The following is a 17,023-nucleotide window of genomic DNA, read 5'->3' on the forward strand; positions in this document are numbered from 1 at the left end:
CACGTATCAGCAATAAAGGGGAGTACACAGATGAGGACGGGACGCTGGCCGGCGCACCTGGCCATCGCGCTGGCAACAACGCTGGCGCTTGCAGGGTGTGGACGTGATGAGCCGGAACGGGCGCCTGCTGGCGCTGTCGTGGATGTTGGCGAAGGGCGCGAACCTGCCCAGATCGCCGACACTCCTGCCACGTCCGCCGCGCTTGAAGACGTGATGGAGCGCGATCCACGCTACCTGGTGGGGATCAGCTTTCCCCCCGAAGCCCGCCGTTATCCCGGCTTGGCTATGGAACTTGCCGCGTTCGCGGATGCGGCACGCGCCGATCTTGACGAAGCGGTGGCCAGTCTGGGCGAGGGGCGCCCCACAGCGCCATATGATCTGGTGCTTGATTTCTCCCTGCTGACCGAGACCGCGGAGGTTGTTGCGGTGGCCGCGGATGGCAGCAGCTATACCGGGGGTGCCCATGGCAACCCGCTGATCGCGCGCTATGTCTGGCTGCCGCGGCAGGAACAGATGCTGACCGCCGCTGAGCTGATGAGCGATGCAGGCGGCTGGGAAGCGATTTCGGAATACGTGCGTGAGCAGCTGCATGCACAGATGCTCCAGCGCATGGATGCGGAAACACTGGAGCCGGATGAGCGCCGCCGACTGCTGGGCTCATCGACCAGGATGATCAACGAGGGCTCCGGCCCGGACCCGGAGAATTTCGCCAACTTCGAGCCGGTGATGGACGCCCGTGGTGGCATCGAGGCATTACGTTTCGTGTTTCCGCCGTATCAGGTCGGGCCCTATTCGGACGGGGTGCAGACTGTCGTGGTGCCGGCCGAAATCCTGCGGCCCTACGTTGCCGAACCCTGGCAGAAGCTGTTCGCGCCCGACCGGGTTTGACAGGCGCACGACGGACCAAAAAAAACCGCCCGGATCTCTCCGGGCGGTTCGTGTTGCAGCAGTACTGGTTGGATCAGTTGGCCGGATCAACCAGGCCACGACGCTCCAGCAGCGGCTGGATGTCCGGCTCGGCGCCGGAGAACGCGTGGAACAGCTCCAGCGCCGGCTTGCTGCCGCCCTGCGAGAGCAGGGTGGCGCGGAAGCGGTCGCCGTTCTCGCGGGTCAGGCCGCCGTTCTCTTCGATCCAGTTCACGGTGTTGGCGTCCAGCACCTCGGACCAGATGTAGGCGTAGTAGCCCGCCGAGTAGCCGCCCATGATGTGGCTGAAGTAGGGCAGCTTGTAGCGCGGCGGCACGGCAGCGAAGTCGATGCCGTCGGCAGCCAGCGCGGCAGCCTCGAACTCGACCACTTCGTCCGCGGTCGGGATGTCGTCCGTGGCGGCCTGGTGCAGGCGCTGGTCAAGCATGGCCGCGCCCAGGTACTCGGTGGTGGCGAAGCCCTGGTTGAACTTGGCGGTCGCAACCACCTTGTCCAGCAGCTCCTGCGGCATCGCCTCGCCGGTTTCGTGATGCTTGGCGTAATTGGCCAGGATCGACGGCCAGTCTGCCCACATCTCGTTCACCTGTGACGGGAATTCCACGAAGTCACGCGGAACCGCGGTGCCGCTGAAGTAGGGGTATTCCACGTCCGAGAACATGCCGTGCAGCGCATGGCCGAACTCGTGGAACATGGTGGTCACTTCGTCCCAGGTCAGCAGGGTCGGCTCGTCGCCGGCCGGCTTGGTGATGTTCTGGTGGTTGGCCACCACCGGCTTGGTGTCCATCATGTGCGACTGCGACACGTACGAGTTCATCCACGCACCGCCACGCTTGGACGCACGTGCATACGGGTCGAAGATGAAGATCGCCAGCTGCGAGCCGTCCTTGTCGAACACGTCATAGATCCAGGTGTCCGCGTGGTACTTCGGCAGGTCGGTGCGTGCCTTGAAGGTGATGCCGTACAGCTCGGTGGCAGCGTAGAGCACGCCGTTCTCGAGCACGTTCATCATTTCCAGGTAGGGCTTGAGCTGCGACTCGTCGAAGTCGTACTCGGCCTGGCGCACCTTCTCGGTGTAATAGGCCCAGTCCCACGGCTCGAGCTGGAAGCTCGGCTCGCCCTTGGCGGCCTGCTCCTGATCGATCATGGCCTGCAGCTTCTCAGCCTCGCGCTTGGCGTTGGCAACTGCCGCGGGGGCCAGCTGGCCAAGCATTTCGTTGACCGCTTCCGGCGTGCCGGCGGTGGAGTCGGCGAGCACGTAGCTGGCGTGGCTGTCAAAGCCCAGCATCTTCGCGCGCTCGTCGCGCAGGTTGACCACGCGCGAGATGATCTCGCGGTTGTCCCACTCGTTGCCACGCGCGCCACGGACCACCGAGGCCTCGTGGATGCGCTGGCGCAGTTCGCGGTTGTCCAGCTGCGGCAGCGGCGGCTGGCCGGTGGTGTTGAGCAGGGTGATGACGTACTTGCCTTCGTGGCCACGCTCGGTAGCGGCGTCGGCAGCGGCGCTGATCTGGGCTTCGGTCAGGCCTGCCAGCTCTTCGCGGGTGTCGACGATGACCGCCGAGTCGTTGACCTCGGCCAGCACGTTCTGGCTGAACTGGGTGCCCAGGTTGGCGGCTTCGGCGTTGATTTCCTTCATCCGCGCCTTCTGGTCTTCCGACAGGGCGGCACCGGAGCGGACGAAGCTGGTGTGGTAACGCTCGATCAGGCGCACGCCCTCGGCGTCCAGGCCCAGCGAATCGCGCTGGTTGTACAGGGTGTCGATGCGCTCGAACAGCGCCGGGTTGAGCGAGATCGCGTCGCTGTGGGCGGCGAACTTGGCCGAGTAGTCGGCCTGCAGCTGGCGGCGGGTGTCGTTGGTGTCGGTGCCGACCAGGTTGTAGAACACGCGCAGGGCGCGGCTCAGGGTCTCGCCCGAGCGCTCCATGGCCAGGATGGTGTTTTCGAAGGTGGGCTCTTCGGCGTTGCTGGTGATCGCGTCGATCTCGGCCAGCGCCTCGGCCATGCCGGCTTCGAATGCCGGGGCGAAGTGCTCGTCCTTGATCTGGTCAAAGGCGGGGTACTGCAGGGGCAGCTCGCTGGGAGCGGCGAACGGGTTGTCCTGGGTGAAGGGCATGACCTGCTCGCTGGTCTCGCCGACTTCGCCGGCAACAGGGCTGTCGGTGCTGCAGGCGCTGACGCCCATTCCGAGGGCGGCGGCAAGCGCCAGGGTAAGACCGGTCTTCTTCATGTGCTGCGGATCCTGCTCGTTGACAAGCCCTTGATTTTACCGCAGACGCAGAAATGCTGCCCCGTGACCTATGGCACGGGTGTTTGGACAGCTGCCGGGAGATTCAGCGAACGATGGTGACCGGGATTCCGGACTGGGCCAGGACCTTGCTCGACACCGACCCGAGCAGCATGCCCTTGACCGCACCGCGGCCGTGCGAGCCGAGCACGATGAGGTCAATGCGATCCTTCTCCGCCACCTTGAGGATGGTTGCGGCGATCTCGCCAATCTCGGCGCGCTCGGTGAGTTCCAGCTTGGCCCGCGACAGCGAGCGCCGCGCGTCCTTGAGCATCGACTCCAGGGTTTCCTCATGCATCTGCCGGACCGCCTTGCTGCCCAGACGGGTTTCCACGCCCGGGAAGGGCGGCGGATCCACGGCCATCAGGGTCACCCGCGCGGGCTTGGTCAGCTTGCGGTTCATGGCGACCACGAACTTCACGGCGCGCATGCTGATGTCGCTGCCGTCAACGGCAACCAGGATCTTCATTGAGGGAACCCCTAAGGCAGCGGCGCATGGCCGGACAACGCGGATTATAGCGGCCGGTGGTCGCGGTGCAGCCTACTTTTCGACGAACGCGCGCTCGAACACATACTCGCCGGGCGTGCCGATGCGCGGCGCCGGAGTGAAGCCGCGCGCGTCCAGCAGGCTGCGTACATCGGCCAGCACCTGCGGACTGCCGCAGATCATTGCCCGATCATGCTTCGCGTCCAGCGGCTCAAGGCCGAGGATCTCCATCATCTGTCCGCTGTCCATGTGGGCGGTCAGGCGTCCACGGTGGTCGTGTCCGTTGAACTGGAATTCTTCCCGGGTCACTGCCGGGAAGTAATGCAGCTTCTCGCTGATCACGTCGCCAAGGAGCTCGTGTCGGGGCAGCGCGTTGCGGATGTACTCCGAGTACGCCAGGTCGCTGGCGTGGCGCACGCCGTGGCAGAGGATCACGCGCTCGAAACGCTCGTAGGTCTCCGGGTCCTTGATCACCGACAGATACGGCGCCAGGCCGGTGCCGGTGCCGATCAGGTACAGGTTGCGGCCCGGGTGCAGGTCATGGATCAGCAGCGTGCCGGTGGGCTTGCGGCTGAGCATGATCTGATCGCCCGGCTTGATGTCCTTGAGTCTGGAAGTCAGCGGGCCGTCGGGCACCTTGATGCTGAAGAACTCCAGCTGCTCCTCCCAGTTGGCGCTGGCGATCGAGTAGGCGCGCATGAGCGGCTTGGCGCCTTCTTCCTGGCGCAGGCCGAGCATGACGAACTGGCCGTTGTCGAAGCGGAAGCCATCGTCGCGGGTGGTGGTGAAGCTGAAGTAGTCGTCGGTCCAGTGACGGACGTCGAGCACGGTCTCGGTGCCAAAAGCGGAACTCATTTTCGTTCTGTTTATGACGCGGGGGGCCTTCCATTCTACCTGTTCATCCCGCGCCAGGCCTTGCGCCAGCCTGTACGCGCCGGGGCCAAGCGCCTCAGCGCGGGGCGCTTTCCTCCCGGGGACGGGGCTTGCGGTCGCTGGCCAGGGTGCGGATCACGATTGCCAGCCCGATGCCCGCCGCCACGGTGAACAGCCCCAGGGCGATGGCGGGGTAGCCGAACAGTCGCGGACCACCTTGCACGCCCATCATCAGCGCCGCGCCGACGATCAGTGCGGCCGTCACCAGCCCGGCGGTGATGCGGTTGGCGATCTTGTGCAGGCTTTCCAGCAGGTGCGATTCCTCCAGTCCGGCAACCCGCACCTGCATGCGGTTGTCGGCGAGCAGGGAAAGGACATCGCCGACCTTGCGCGGCGCCTCGCGCACCAGCGCCTGCAGTTCCATCGCCTCGCTGGCCAGATTGGCCGGGGAGAACGACTTGCGCAGGCGCGCGCTCATCACGCTCTGCAAGTGGCTTTCCACCACCTGCTTCACGTCGAGCTCCGGATCCAGCGCCTTGGCCACCTGCTCCAGATGCAGCAGTGCCTTGCCGAGCAGGCTCAACTCCGGCTGGGTGCGCAGCCCGCAGACCGTGGACATGCGCACCAGGTCCAGCACCAGCCGGCCCTCGGACATGGACGCTCCGCTCACGTTGGTCGCATAGCGCGCCACCAGCTGCGACACCTCGCGCACGTAGCGCGGTTCGTCGAAGTCCTCCAGCCGGGTGCCCATGGCAATCGCCTCGGCGGCGGCTTCTTCGCCGCGTCCATCCACGGCGGCGAACAGCAGCTTCAGCAGCCGGTCGCGCTGGCGCGGCGGCACGTGCGCCACCATGCCCAGGTCGAACAGGGCCAGGCGGCCGTCATCGGTCACCAGCAGGTTGCCCGGATGCGGATCGGCGTGGATTTCGCCGTGCACGAACACCTGGTCAAGGTAGGCGCGCATCAGCACCGCGGCCAGCTCGCCCAGGTCCTGCTCGGTGCGACGCAGCCCGGAAATATCGGTCGCCTTGGTGCCGCGCACCAGTTCCATGGTCAGCAGGCGCGGGCGGGTGAGATCCCAGACAGGCTTGGGCACGAACACCTGCGGATATTTTTCGAAATGGGTGTCGAAGCGGTCGAGGTTCTGCGCTTCCACCCGGTAGTCGAGTTCGGCCAGCAGGGCGCGGCGGAATTCGCCCACCCAGTCAGCGAAGTGCAGGCGGCGACCCAGGTCGGTCATCTTGTCGACGCGCTCGGCCAATCCGGCCAGCAGGGCGAGGTCTTCGCGGATGAGTGATTCGATATCCGGTCGCTGCACCTTCAGCGCCACTTCGCGGCCATCGCGCAGCGTGGCCCGGTGTACCTGGGCCAGCGAGGCACAGCCCAACGGGGTCTCGTCGATGCTGGCAAACACGCGCTCCGGGCGCATGCCCAGTTCCTGCTCGATCACGGCGTGGATGGCCTGCCAGGATTCCGGCGCCACGTCGTCCTGCATCCGTTCCAGCGCCGTCAGGTATTCGGGCGGCACCATGTCGGGACGGGTGGACAGCCACTGGCCGATCTTGACGAAGGTCGGGCCCAGCGCCTCCAGGTCGTTGACGAACTGCTCGGGCTGGTCGCCGGAGGAGTCTTTCGGCAGCTCCACGTCCAGCGCGCCCTCGTCCAGTTCAAACGAGAACACGCCGGCGTTGCGGTACTTGAGCAGGAAACCGAGGATCTGCGCCTTGCGGGCGATGCCGCCTGCTGGCTGGTGCGATTCCGGATTCGCTTGGCTGGACATGCCGTTGACTCCCCTTGGTCGATCATGGATGGATGAATGAGCGAGAGCATGCCGGGGCGGATGTGTCGACTTTGTGGAGTATTGGCCATTCGACCCGCCCACTGGACGAACTGGTCGCGATGCTGCGCGAGGCAGGGGTGACGCGGCTGGCCGATGTGCGCCGGTTTCCAGGCTCGCGACGCAACCCGCAGTTCTCGGCCGAATCGCTGGCTGTCAGCCTGCCGGAGGCGGGGATTGATTACGTTCCCATGACCGAGCTCGGGGGGCGGCGGCCGGTGCGCCCCGATTCGCCGCACACGGCCTGGCGCAACACCAGCTTCCGCGGTTATGCCGACTACATGGATACGCCGGAATTTGCCCGGGGACGGGAGCGCCTGATGGCGTTGGCAGGTGAGCAGCGGTCCGCCGTGATGTGCGCGGAAGCTCCGTGGTGGCGCTGCCATCGCAGCCTGATTTCAGATGACTTCAAGGTACGTGGCTGGCGCGTGATCCACCTCATGGCCCCTGGCCGCAGCCAGGAACATCCCTGGACACCGGCCGCAAGGATCGTCAACGGCAAACTCGACTACTCGGCACCCGCCGACGACCAGGGCGAACTGTTCCAGTAGGAGCGCGCCATGCGCGCGAAGCCGCGTGAACTCAAATCATGGAGCGCTAGCCACGATGGCTGAGGGCCGTCCCGTCGGCCCGCCCGTGCAGGATCCGCTCGCCTGAAGAATCAAAAGTCACGCGGCTTCGCGCGCATGGCGCGCTCCTACAGGGAGGGGAACTCGCGGTAATCAGCGGTAGCCGGCGGCCTGGAGTTCGAACAGCTCGGCGTAGCGGCCACCTTGGGCCATCAGTTCCTCGTGGGTGCCGGCGGCTTCCACCCGGCCCTGTTCCATCACCAGGATCCGGTCGGCCATGCGCACGCTGGAGAAGCGGTGCGAAATCAGCACCGCCGTGCGCTGGTCGGATAGCTCCTTGAAGCGCTGGAACACCTCGAACTCGCTGCGCGCATCCAGCGCCGCCGTGGGCTCGTCCAGGATCATCACCTGCGCATCGCGCATGTAGGCGCGGGCAATCGCGATCTTCTGCCACTGTCCGCCTGAAAGATCCACGCCGGTGCGAAAGCGCCGCCCGATCAGCTGGTCGTAGCCGCCCGGCAGCTCCTCCACTACCTCGTCCGCCATCGCCCGACGCGCCGCCTCGCGGATGCGCGCCTGGTCGTCCATTGCGTCGATCTGACCCACGCCGATGTTCTCGCCGGCGGTGAGGTGATAGCGCACGAAGTCCTGGAAGATTACCCCGATGTTCGCGCGCACCTCGTCCAGGTCGTACTCGCGCAGGTCGCGGCCGTCGAGCAGGATCCGGCCTTCGTCCGGGTCGTACAGGCGCGCCAGCAGCTTCACCAGCGTGGTCTTGCCGGCGCCGTTCTCGCCCACCAGCGCCAGCACCTCGCCCGCCCGCAGCTCGAAATCGAGATTCCGCAGCGCCCAGCGCTCCTGATCCGGATAGCGGAAGCCCACGTTTTCGAACACAAAGCCGTCCTTGACCGGCTTCGGGAACGGCATCGGATTCTCCGGCGAACGGATCTCCGGTTCGATCGCGTAGAACGAGAACAGGTCGTCCAGATACAGCGCCTGGCTGGCCACCTGGGAGAAGCCCACCAGCAGCCCTTCCAGCAGCTGGCGCAGGCGCCGGAAGCTGCCGGCCAGGAAGGTCAGGTCGCCGATGGTGAAATCGCCGCGCACCGTGCGCCAGGCTATGTAGGCATAGGCCACGTAGTAGCCCAGCGTGCCCAGCGCGGCCAGCAGCGTGCCCCAGAATGCGCGCCGGCGGGCGAGGGCGCGGTTGGCCTTGTAGAAGGCGTCGGCCAGCGTCCGGTAGCGCTCCACCAGGAACCGGTGGAGGTTGAAAATCTTGACTTCCTTGGCGCTTTCAACGCTGGCCCCGGTCTGGCGCACGTACTCCAGCTGGCGGCGTTCGGGCGTCCACTGGAAATTGAGCGAATAGCCCAGTGCGTTGAAGTGGGACTCGCCGATGAAGGCCGGGATCAGCGCCACTGCCAGCAGCAGAATCAGCCACGGCGCGTACACCAGCAGGCCGACGGCGAAGCTGACCACGGTGATCGCGTCCTGCAGCTGGCCGAACAGCTGGGTCATCAGATTGCTGCGCCCCATGGTCTGGCGGCGGGCGCGGTCCAGCTTGTCCTGCAGCTCAGGATCCTCGAAGTCCTCCAGGTCCAGCGTGGCCGCGTGTTCCATCAGGCGGATGCTGGTGGCGTTGGTGAACAGCTCCGACAGCAGCGACTCGGCATAGCTGACCATCCGCCCGATCAGGTCGGACAGGATCGCCAGCGCAAACTCCGCCACCAGCAGCCACAGCAGCGGCTGCAGCAGTCCGCTGCGCCACGCGTCTCCCAGCGAGTCGAACGCCACGCCCAGCCCGACCAGGCGCACCGCCTCGTCGATGATCAGCTTGCCGATGTAGAGCATCATGATCGGCAGGAACGCCCGCACCAGGCGCAGGCCCAGGCTGGTGATGCTCAGCGCCGGGCTGGCGGCCCAGATCTGTCGCAGGAACGGTGGCACGTTGCGCATCGCCTTGAAGCGCTCGCGCAGGGTGGGGTTGGCTTGGCGGCCTGATGCCGCGGTGGGGGCGGGTCTGGACATCGGGCGATTGTGCCTGAACCGGCGTCGCGCGCTGGGCCACGTTCGCAATGGACTCTGCGACTTTGTGGTCGTCCCGGCTTGCGGGGACGCGCTGACTACAGGCGCGACAGGCCGCTATACTGCAGGGTGGCGCAAAATTGACCTTGCGCGATAGCTTTACCAATCAGCAACTTGCGTGGGATTGTTCATCCCTTTCCTTTCATGAGTGCGGCATCCGGCATCGCCGGTCGTCGCCGAGGCATCCGACCGCCGCATGCGCCTGTCCACCATCAAGCTGTCCGGCTTCAAGTCATTCGTTGACCCGACCACGTTGCACCTGCCGACCAACATGACCGGCGTAGTGGGCCCCAACGGGTGCGGCAAATCGAACATCATCGACGCCGTGCGCTGGGTCATGGGCGAGAGCACCGCCAGCCGGCTGCGTGGGGATTCGCTGACTGACGTGATCTTCTCCGGCTCGTCTGCCCGCAAGCCAGTGTCGCAGGCCACCGTTGAGCTGATCTTCGATAACTCGGACCACACGATTTCCGGCGAATACGCCTCGTTCAACGAGATCTCGGTGAAGCGGCTGGTCAGCCGCGACGGCCAGAGCAACTACTACCTCAACGGCACCCGCTGCCGGCGCCGTGACATCACCGATCTGTTCCTTGGTACCGGCCTGGGGCCGCGCAGCTACTCGATCATCGAGCAGGGCATGATCAGCCAGATCATCGACGCCCGGCCCGAGGACCTGCGCGTGTATCTGGAGGAGGCCGCCGGCATCTCCAAGTACAAGGAGCGGCGCAAGGAGACCGAGACCCGGATCCGCCATACCCGCGAGAACCTGGATCGGCTCAGTGACCTGCGGGAGGAGGTTGGCAAACAGCTCAACCACCTGGCCCGCCAGGCCCGCCAGGCCGAGCAGTACACCGCTATCCAGACCGATCGGAAGAACCGCCATGCCGAATGGCAGGCGCTTGAATACCGGGCGCTGGACCAGCGCCTGACCAGGATGCGCGAAGACCTGGCCCGCGAGGAAACCCGGCTGGAGCAGCTGGTGGCCGAACAGCGCGACGCCGAGCGCCGGATCGAGACCAATCGCGCGCGCCGCGAGGAGGCATCCGAGGTATTGGGCCAGGCCCAGGCCGCGGTGTACGAAGTGGGCGGCAGCCTGGCGCGGGTGGAGCAGCAGATCACCCATCAGCGCGAGCTGTCCGGTCGGCTGGTGAAGGCGCGCGAAGAGGCCCAGGAAGCGCTGGCCGAGATTGGCGAGCACATCAGTACCGATCAGGAGCGGCTGGAAGCGCTGCAGGAATCGATCCTGGAGGCCGAGCCACGACTGGAGCATCTGCGCGAGGAAGACGCCGAGCGTCAGGAGATCCTGCGCGAGGCGGAAGGCGGCCTGATCGAATGGCAGCAGGGTTGGGACGTGCATGGCCGCGAGGTGGCCGAAGCGACCCGCGCTGCCGATGTGGAACGTACCCGCGTTGACTACCTGGACCGGCAGTCACTGGATGCCGACCGCCGTCGCCAGCAGCTGGCCACCGAGCGCGAGAGCCTGGACCTGGACGCGCTGGCCGGGCGCTTCGCCGAAGTCGACGAACAGCACGAAGAGCAGAAGCTCGCGCTGGAGACCCTCACTGCAGATCTTGAATCACGCAAGCAGGCTGCGCTGACCCTGCAGGAAGACCAGCGCACTGCCCACAATGAAATGTCGGAGCTGCGCAAGCGGCTGCAGGAACAGCGCGGGCGCCTGTCTTCGCTGGAAACGCTGCAGCACGCGGCCCTTGGGCAGGAGCAGGGCGCGGCGGTGGAATGGCTGCAGCGGCAGGGGCTGGATTCGGCGGTGCGCGTCGGCGAGAGGCTGCAGGTGGAAAGCGGCTGGGAGAACGCGGTTGAAAGCGCGCTGGGCCAGCTGATCGAAGGCGTGCTGGTGGACCAGCCGGAAGCGCTGGTAGGCGCGCTCGGCGATCTGGGCGAAGGTCGCCTGGCCCTGGTGTCCGCAGCCGATGACGATGGGCAATATCCGGCCACGTCACTGGCAGCCAGAGTGAAAGGGCCGCGTGCCATCCGGCGCCTGCTGGCCCGCCTGCACGTGGCGGAAAACCTGACCGAAGCACGCGAGTTGCAGGCCGGGTTGGGCGAGGGCGATTCCGTCATCACCCGCAGCGGTGAGCGCCTCGGCGCCGGCTGGGTGCGCGTATTGCGCTCGGGCGCCGCCAAGCAGGGCGCGCTGCTACGTGAGCGCGAGATCCAGTCCCTGCGTGCAGGGATTGAAGAGCTGCAGGAGCGTGAAGCGCAGCTTGAAGAGGAAACCGCCGCCCGCCGCGGCCAGCTGCTGGCCGCCGAGCAGCAGCGCGAAGAGGCCCAGCGCGCGCTGTACCTGGCCCATCGCAGCGTGTCCGAGCTTGCCGGACAGCTGCAGAGCCAGCAGGGACGCCTGGACTCGGCCCGCGGCCGGATCGAGAAGATCGACGCGGAATTGGCCCAGCTGGCCGAAACCACCGATACCAGCGCCGGGCAGGCACGCGATTCGCGCGCGCGGCTCGAGGACCTGGTGGAGCGCATGGCCGAGCTGGAAAGCACCCGCCAGGCGCTGGAAGCGGAGCGCCGCGTGCTGACCGAGGCGCGCGATAGCGCACGCATGGCGGCGCGCTCCTCCGGTGAAATGGCCCATGCCCTGGCGCTGACCCTGGAATCCCAGCGCGCCCAGATGCTGGCCCTGACCCAAGCACTGGACCGGATGGGCGGCCAGCGTGGGCAGCTGGACTCGCGCCTGGCCCAGATCAGCGCCCAGCTGGCCGAAGGGGGCGATCCGGTGCAGGAGCTGGAAGCCCAGCGCCAGGTCACCCTGGAGCAGCGCGTGGTGGTGGATGCGGCCCTGAATGAAGCGCGATCTGCGCTGCAGGGCATCGAGAATGAGCTGCGCGAGCTGGAACAGATCCGCCAGCAGCGCGACGAGCAGTCATTGGCGCATCGCGAGACGATTTCCCAGCGCCGCGTTGACCAGCAGGCCCTGGTGGTGCGGGCCGAACAGCTGGCCGGCGAGGTGGCTGCCGGCGGCTTCGAGCTGGACCAGGTGCTGTCCGGGCTGGACGAAGACGCACGGCCGGCCGAGTGGGAAAAGATGGTCACCGACTTTGACGCCAAGCTGCGGCGGCTGGAGCCGGTCAACCTGGCCGCGATCTCCGAGCACGCCGAAGCCGCCCAGCGCAAGGAATACCTCGACGCCCAGGACGCCGATCTCAACTCGGCGCTGGAGACCCTGGAAGACGCCATTCGCAAGATCGACCGTGAAACCCGGGGACGCTTCAAGGACACCTTCGACCGGGTCAATGCCGGCGTGCAGGAAATCTACCCGCGCCTGTTCGGCGGCGGCCACGCCTACCTGGAGCTGACCGGCGAAGACCTGCTGGATACCGGCGTGGCGATCATGGCCCGGCCCCCGGGCAAGCGGGTGTCTAACATCTCGTTGCTGTCCGGCGGTGAGAAGGCGATGACCGCGGTGGCGCTGGTGTTTGCGATCTTCCAGCTCAACCCGGCGCCGTTCTGCCTGCTGGACGAGGTGGATGCGCCGCTGGACGAGGCCAACGTGGGCCGCTTCACGGCGATGGTGAGCGAGATGAGCGAGAAGGTGCAGTTCCTGTTCGTCACCCACAACAAGGCGACGATGGAGGCCGCGCAGCAGCTGTCCGGCGTTACCATGCGTGAGCCCGGCGTGAGCCGGCTGGTGTCGGTGGATCTGGCAGAGGCTGCACGCCTGGTCGGTGCCGCCTGACTAGGCCGGTATCCCGCGTTACCCTGTTGCGCAGTTTTTCGCGCATGTTTCAGAACGTGACTGTTCCAGAAGGAGAATTTCCGTGTCAGACGTAAGGCTGATGCAAATCGCGATCGTGGTGGCTGGCCTCATCCTGTTTGGTGCCATCTGGTATCACGGCACGCGGCCGCGCAAGACCTCGCAGGGCCGCCGGGTGGCCCCGGAGCAGCGCAACGGCGAGCGGATGGAGCCGACCCTTGGCGCGCAGATCGAAGAGGAGCTCTCCGAAGCCGGCAGTGACGTGGCCGACGCCACGGTCCAGGCCGAGATGGAGCAGTTCGACAATGCGGTGGGTGACCCTGCCACGCCCAACGCCGAGCTCGGGCGGCGGGCCAGCAACGAGTTCGACAAGATCGTGACGCTGTACATCGCCGCCCGTGCGGGCCAGGTGCTGCGCGGCCCCGATATCGTGGTGGCGGCGGAGAAGGCCGGACTGACCTACGGGCACATGAACGTGTTCCACCGTCTGGTGGAAGGCCGGCCCGAGATGGGCCCGGTGTTCAGCGTGGCCAACATCAAGAAGCCGGGGAGCTTTGAGATGGGCGAAATCCAGGAGCTGGAGACGCCCGCAATCACGTTTTTCCTCACCCTGCCGGCGCCGGTATCAGCGCTGGACGCCTGGGATGCCATGCACCCCACGGCGCAGCGCATGGCCGAGCTGCTGGACGGCGTGCTGCTGGACGAGCAGCGCAATGCCCTGGGCCGCCAGCGCGTGTCACATCTGCGCGACGAGCTGCGCGCCTACGACCGCGAGCAGGAAGAACCGCCCATCACCCGCAGCCCGCGCTGGTAGGCGTTTGGCAAGTCCGCTCCGATAGAATTGCGGGATGCCTGCCAATCCTGCTGAACGCGTTGCCGAACTGCGTGGTCTGATCGACGACGCCAACTACCGCTATCACGTGCTCGACGAGCCGCAGATCCCGGACGCCGATTACGACGCGCTGATGCGCGAGCTCGAGGCGCTGGAGGCGGAGCATCCCGAACTTGCCAGCGCTGATTCCCCCAGTCAGCGGGTGGGTGCGGCGCCCTCCGGCAAGTTCGCCCAAGTCCGTCACACCATGCCCATGCTGTCGCTGGGCAACGCGTTCGAAGACGTCGAGGTCGGCGACTTCGTCCGCCGGATCATCCAGAAGCTCGACAACGATGCCCCGGTCTTTTCCGCCGAGCCCAAGCTCGATGGCCTGGCCGTCAGCCTGCGCTATGAGGACGGCGTATTCGTCCAGGGCGCGACCCGCGGCGATGGCGCCACCGGCGAGAACGTGACCGCCAACCTGCGCACGGTGCGCGCCATCCCGCTGCGCCTGCGCGGCGAAGACTGGCCGGCGGTGCTGGAGGTGCGCGGCGAGGTGTACATGCCGCTGGCCGAATTCGAGGCCTACAACGGCCGGGTGCGGGAACAGGGCGGCAAGGTGCTGGCCAATCCGCGCAACGGCGCGGCCGGGTCTCTTCGCCAGCTGGACCCTGCCATCACCGCCCAGCGCCCGCTGGCGTTCTTTGCTTACGGCACCGGACTGGTGGAGGGCGACACGCTTCCCGACACCCATTCCGAATCGATGCGCCTGCTGCGCGAGTGGGGCTTCCCGGTCAGCAGTCTGGGCGAAGTGGTGAGCGGGCTTGAAGGCCTGCTCGATTACTACCGGCGCATCGGTGAGCAGCGGGCCAGCCTGCCGTTCGAGATCGATGGAGTGGTCTACAAGCTTGATGACGCTGCGGATCGTGAGGAAATGGGCTTCGTCTCGCGCGCGCCGCGCTGGGCGCTGGCGCATAAATACCCGGCTCAGGAGCAGTCGACGCTGGTTGAGTCGATCGAGATCAACGTGGGCCGCACGGGTGCGGTCACGCCGTGGGTGCTGATGCGGCCGGTGCACGTGGGCGGGGTGACGGTGACCCGTGCCACCCTGCACAACGCCGACCAGGTGGCGCGGCTGGACGTGCGCATCGGCGACACGGTGATCGTGCGCCGGGCCGGCGACGTGATCCCGGAAGTGGTGCGGGTGATCCCCGACCTGCGGCCGGACGGAACGCAGCCCTGGCGCATGCCTGCAAACTGCCCGGTGTGCGGTTCGGAGATCGTTCGCGAGGAGGGCGAGGTGGTGGCGCGCTGCACCGGCGAGCTGGTGTGCCCTTCGCAGCGGGTGCAGGCGCTGTTCCATTTCGCCTCACGTCGCGCCATGGATATCGACGGTCTTGGCGAGCGCCTGATCCAGGCGCTGGTGGATTCCGGTTTTGCCACCAGCGTGGCCGACCTGTATCGCCTGGGCGTCGATGACTTCGTGGAAATGAAGCGTCTCGCCGACGAGCGCGACGGCACTACGCCCGAAACGGTCAAGGCCGGCAAGGTAGCCACGCGTTGGGCGGAGAACCTGGTGGAAGCGGTCGCCCGCAGCCGCGAGGCGTCGCTGGCCCGGTTCCTGTTTGCGCTGGGCATCGGTCACGTGGGCGAAAGCACGGCCAAGGCATTGGCCACCTGGTTTGGTGATCTGGAGCTGGTCCGGCGCACCCCATGGCCGCTGTTCAAGCGCGTGCCGGATATCGGTGGTGAGGTGGCGCGCTCGCTTGGACACTTCCTCGACCAGCCTGGCAACCAGCAGGTGATCGATGAGCTGCTGGAGCGCGGCGTGCGCATCGCCGACGCCCATCCGCCCTCGCCAAAGCTGGCCGAAGGACTGGATCCGGTCACCCTGCTGGCGGACCTGGAGATTCCCAGGATCACTGCCAACCGCGCCGAACGTCTGGTGTCGTCATTCGCCTCGGCCGAGGCCATCGCAACTGCCGCCGAGCATCATTTCGTATCTGCGGGGCTGCCGGGCGATGCCGCCCAGTCGCTCGCGGAGTGGATGGGTGAAGACGCGAACCGCGCGCTGTACCTGCGCTCGCTCAAGGCCCAGCGCGAGCTGCTGGCGCAGCTGCCGGATCCCGCGGAGATCCAGGCCGGTCCCCTGGATGGCCAGACGGTAGTGCTGACCGGCACGCTGGAAGCGATGACCCGCGACGCAGCCAAGGAGCGTCTGGAAGCGCTGGGCGCCAAGGCCGTTGGCAGCGTATCGAAGAAGACCACGTTCGTTGTCGCCGGTGAATCCGCGGGCTCCAAGCTGACCAAGGCACAGGAACTGGGAGTCGAGGTGTGGGACGAAGCCAGGCTGCTCGAGTTTCTGAAGGCTCATGACTGATCGCATCTGGCGTCCCTCCGCGTCGCTGGATGCCGTGCGCCTGCGCGCCCGGCTCAACGCGGTGATGCGCGAATTCTTCGACGCGCGCGGCGTGCTGGAAGTGGAAACCCCGATCCTGTCGCAGGCGGGAAACACCGAGCCGAACATCGCCTCGTTCCATGTCCAGTTCACCGGCCACGTGAGCGCCGGTCCGCGTCGCCGCTGGCTGCGCACCTCGCCCGAATACCCGCTCAAGCGCCTGCTCGCCGCGGGCGTGGGCGACTGCTACGAGCTGGGCCGGGTGTTCCGCGATGGCGAAGCAGGCGGTCGCCACAATCCCGAGTTCACCATGCTCGAGTGGTATCGCATGGGCTGGGATCACATGCGCATGGCTGCCGAAACGGTCGAGGTGGTACAGGCCGGGTTGGCCCTTGTGGGCAGACAATCGCAGCCGGTGTTCACCAGCTATCGCGCACTGTACCGGGATCATCTCGGTATCGACCCGATGCGGGCGTCCGAAGCCGAGCTGCGCGCGGCCCTGGGTGACATTGACATTGACCCGCAGGGCCTCAGCCGCGATGACTGGCTGGACCTGCTGATGACCCACCGCATCCAGCCGCGCTTCGCCGCGGATGTGATCACGGTGATGTACGACTACCCGCAATCACAGTGCATGCTGGCCCGGATCCGGGCGTCGGACGGCGATGCCGATCCGGTTCCGGTGGCCGAACGTTTCGAGCTGTACCTGGGCCCGCTGGAGCTCGCCAACGGCTACCACGAGTTGCAGGACCCGGCCGAGCAGGGCCGCCGCTTCGAGCGCGAGCTGGCCCTGCGCAAGTCGCGCGATGACGTGGAGCCGGAAGTGGATGCCAACCTGCTGGCAGCGCTGGAGCACGGCCTCCCGCACAGCGCCGGCGTCGCGCTTGGCGTGGACAGGCTGCTGATGGCGATGCTGGAAACAAACCGCATTGCCGATGTACTGGCGTTCGAATTCAGCCGGGCCTGAACACGTACCTGCGCAGGTGTTTGGCCGCGTTGCAACATGGAATTACATCAGGACCGGTTAAAGTCGG

Annotated in this window: 11 protein-coding genes; 6 read left to right on the forward strand and 5 right to left on the reverse strand. The window is 66.6% G+C overall.

Annotated elements, in window-relative coordinates:
- Window positions 1-30 precede the first annotated feature (30 nt).
- Window positions 31-888: a DUF3298 and DUF4163 domain-containing protein gene (locus tag WCE59_RS10890; RefSeq protein WP_343258791.1), complete on the forward strand. Its 858-nt coding sequence runs from the start codon at window positions 31-33 to the stop codon at window positions 886-888.
- A gap of 73 nt (window positions 889-961) precedes the next feature.
- Here WCE59_RS10890 and WCE59_RS10895 read toward each other — a convergent pair whose 3' ends face one another.
- From WCE59_RS10895 to WCE59_RS10910, 4 genes are all read right to left on the reverse strand, one after another.
- Complete coding sequence (locus WCE59_RS10895; RefSeq protein WP_343258792.1) at window positions 962-3,154, reverse strand: M3 family metallopeptidase; 2,193 nt, start codon at window positions 3,152-3,154, stop codon at window positions 962-964.
- A 103-nt stretch (window positions 3,155-3,257) separates the two neighbouring features.
- On the reverse strand, window positions 3,258-3,680 hold the full coding sequence (locus WCE59_RS10900) for a universal stress protein (protein WP_343258793.1): 423 nt from the start codon (window positions 3,678-3,680) through the stop codon (window positions 3,258-3,260).
- A gap of 72 nt (window positions 3,681-3,752) precedes the next feature.
- Window positions 3,753-4,553, reverse strand: a complete 801-nt coding sequence (locus WCE59_RS10905) for a ferredoxin--NADP reductase (RefSeq protein ID WP_343258794.1) — start codon at window positions 4,551-4,553, stop codon at window positions 3,753-3,755.
- A gap of 94 nt (window positions 4,554-4,647) precedes the next feature.
- On the reverse strand, window positions 4,648-6,351 hold the full coding sequence (locus tag WCE59_RS10910; protein WP_343258795.1) for an ABC1 kinase family protein: 1,704 nt from the start codon (window positions 6,349-6,351) through the stop codon (window positions 4,648-4,650).
- Window positions 6,352-6,383: 32 nt separating this feature from the next.
- Here WCE59_RS10910 and WCE59_RS10915 point away from each other — a divergent pair, with 32 nt between their 5' ends.
- Entirely contained in the window at window positions 6,384-6,959 is a 576-nt protein-coding gene (locus WCE59_RS10915; protein WP_343258796.1) for a DUF488 domain-containing protein, read from the forward strand.
- Window positions 6,960-7,130: 171 nt separating this feature from the next.
- Here WCE59_RS10915 and WCE59_RS10920 read toward each other — a convergent pair whose 3' ends face one another.
- The gene (locus WCE59_RS10920; RefSeq protein WP_343258797.1) at window positions 7,131-9,005 is read right to left on the reverse strand and encodes an ABC transporter ATP-binding protein; all 1,875 of its coding nucleotides are present in this window, start codon (window positions 9,003-9,005) and stop codon (window positions 7,131-7,133) included.
- 253 nt (window positions 9,006-9,258) lie between these two features.
- Here WCE59_RS10920 and smc point away from each other — a divergent pair, with 253 nt between their 5' ends.
- The 4 genes from smc (at window position 9,259) to epmA (ending at window position 16,956) form a co-directional block, all read left to right on the forward strand.
- Window positions 9,259-12,762: a chromosome segregation protein SMC gene (gene smc, locus WCE59_RS10925; RefSeq protein ID WP_343258799.1), complete on the forward strand. Its 3,504-nt coding sequence runs from the start codon at window positions 9,259-9,261 to the stop codon at window positions 12,760-12,762.
- A gap of 82 nt (window positions 12,763-12,844) precedes the next feature.
- Window positions 12,845-13,594 (forward strand): cell division protein ZipA, encoded by a 750-nt coding sequence (gene zipA, locus WCE59_RS10930; RefSeq protein ID WP_343258800.1) that lies wholly within the window; start codon window positions 12,845-12,847, stop codon window positions 13,592-13,594.
- Between the two features lie 34 nt (window positions 13,595-13,628).
- The gene (gene ligA / locus WCE59_RS10935) at window positions 13,629-15,971 is read left to right on the forward strand and encodes an NAD-dependent DNA ligase LigA (protein WP_343258801.1); all 2,343 of its coding nucleotides are present in this window, start codon (window positions 13,629-13,631) and stop codon (window positions 15,969-15,971) included.
- Window positions 15,964-16,956 (forward strand): EF-P lysine aminoacylase EpmA, encoded by a 993-nt coding sequence (gene epmA, locus WCE59_RS10940; RefSeq protein ID WP_343258802.1) that lies wholly within the window; start codon window positions 15,964-15,966, stop codon window positions 16,954-16,956. Before ligA ends, epmA begins: the two co-directional genes overlap by 8 nt.
- The last annotated feature ends 67 nt before the right edge of the window (window positions 16,957-17,023 follow it).

Origin of the sequence: Luteimonas qiangzhengi (genome assembly GCF_039548515.1) — a bacterium.
Classification (GTDB): domain Bacteria; phylum Pseudomonadota; class Gammaproteobacteria; order Xanthomonadales; family Xanthomonadaceae; genus Luteimonas.

What these genes read in the sequence shown, in the direction of transcription:
- WCE59_RS10900 (WP_343258793.1), bottom strand. Translation starts at nt 3,680, where the DNA reads ATGAAGATCCTGGTTGCCGTTGACGGCAGCGACATCAGCATGCGCGCC.
- WCE59_RS10895 (WP_343258792.1), bottom strand. Translation starts at nt 3,154, where the DNA reads ATGAAGAAGACCGGTCTTACCCTGGCGCTTGCCGCCGCCCTCGGAATG.
- WCE59_RS10920 (WP_343258797.1), bottom strand. Translation starts at nt 9,005, where the DNA reads ATGTCCAGACCCGCCCCCACCGCGGCATCAGGCCGCCAAGCCAACCCC.
- smc (WP_343258799.1), top strand. Translation starts at nt 9,259, where the DNA reads ATGCGCCTGTCCACCATCAAGCTGTCCGGCTTCAAGTCATTCGTTGAC.
- WCE59_RS10915 (WP_343258796.1), top strand. Translation starts at nt 6,384, where the DNA reads ATGAATGAGCGAGAGCATGCCGGGGCGGATGTGTCGACTTTGTGGAGT.
- epmA (WP_343258802.1), top strand. Translation starts at nt 15,964, where the DNA reads ATGACTGATCGCATCTGGCGTCCCTCCGCGTCGCTGGATGCCGTGCGC.
- WCE59_RS10910 (WP_343258795.1), bottom strand. Translation starts at nt 6,351, where the DNA reads ATGTCCAGCCAAGCGAATCCGGAATCGCACCAGCCAGCAGGCGGCATC.
- WCE59_RS10905 (WP_343258794.1), bottom strand. Translation starts at nt 4,553, where the DNA reads ATGAGTTCCGCTTTTGGCACCGAGACCGTGCTCGACGTCCGTCACTGG.
- WCE59_RS10890 (WP_343258791.1), top strand. Translation starts at nt 31, where the DNA reads ATGAGGACGGGACGCTGGCCGGCGCACCTGGCCATCGCGCTGGCAACA.
- ligA (WP_343258801.1), top strand. Translation starts at nt 13,629, where the DNA reads ATGCCTGCCAATCCTGCTGAACGCGTTGCCGAACTGCGTGGTCTGATC.